The sequence below is a fragment of the Psychromarinibacter sediminicola genome (assembly GCF_029168335.1).
Lineage (GTDB): Bacteria > Pseudomonadota > Alphaproteobacteria > Rhodobacterales > Rhodobacteraceae > Psychromarinibacter > Psychromarinibacter sediminicola.
Genome location: NZ_JARGYC010000200.1, coordinates 1 through 1,046, shown reverse-complemented (window position 1 = coordinate 1,046; position 1,046 = coordinate 1). Strand labels below are relative to the sequence as shown.

Sequence of the window (1,046 nt, the reverse complement as noted above, 5' to 3'; positions counted from 1 at the left end):
TTAGAGAGCCGCAGGTGCGATGACAAAGATATCAGTAACCCCATCCGCGTGGATCACCGGTTGCTCCGGAAATCCAGTCCCAAGCGTTCCGGAAACGTGCACCCTGTCGCCGGTTTTGAGCACCTGAATGCCGACATCATCGTAAGGATTGTAGAACAACCTGGATGTGTCCACGACGACTTCGGCTGGCCCCGCCTGCAAGACAAACCCGTCCGCCTGCATCTCGATAATTATGCCTGTCATCGACGCGTTGCCCTCGCGACCGAGCGTGTCGGTCGGCACGACCAACGGGCGCAGAGCGTCTCCGTCGCCAGGCTCACTTCCGCCTAAGGCGAAGAAGGCACGGCGGTCCTCTACGTAGACGCCCAGGATGTCGAGGCTGCCGGTATCAATGAAGTCTTTATCGAGCCATCCCGTCACGGTCACGCCATCTCCGATGCTCATGATTCTGGGCCCATCCGGGGCGCGTTCCGGCCAACTCCTGAAGTTCACTTCGACCCGGCCGCCATCGTGGCGCAGAACCAGGTTGCCGCCTACATCATCGACGATCTGCCCGGATAACGTGAATATCTCACGCACCGAATCCTTCTGCTGGGTGGAGGTCTGAGCCATCAAGCCGCCTGTGCCTGCAAAGGCCAGCGCGACGCTCGCAACCAGCGCATGGACCGACACTCTCAAGCCACCATGTGACACGGCAGCACCTCGTCTCCTATTCTGCGGCAACATTCGGACCCTCCTCACCAACGGCTCATGCGTCAAATATACGAAATCGACCTCACTAGACAGCAGTGATCTCGCGCAGGTGTCGTCGAAAGGATCGCGTTCGGCCGTCGCTCTTGGCTCCCTCCTCTGAAAAAAGGGCACAATTAACTGAGCTGCAAGAGAATGACTGAGGTGTAAGACTCTGGGTCAAAATTCCTGGGCCGCTTTTCTGGCGATGAAGCGTCCCGCCGGGAGCGTCTGGGCAAACCCCGGAACGGAGAACGGCCGGGAAAAAACCGCAATGGTCTTAGTTGTCAGTTCTTCCATTGGCGTGATCCAGTCTC

The 1,046-nt window shown here is 58.4% G+C and carries 1 protein-coding gene; it reads right to left on the bottom strand.

All coding sequences use genetic code 11. The features are described from left to right. Positions 1-672 (bottom strand): hypothetical protein, encoded by a 672-nt coding sequence (locus tag P1J78_RS24925; RefSeq protein ID WP_275570067.1) that lies wholly within the window; start codon positions 670-672, stop codon positions 1-3. Positions 673-1,046: the final 374 nt, after the last annotated feature.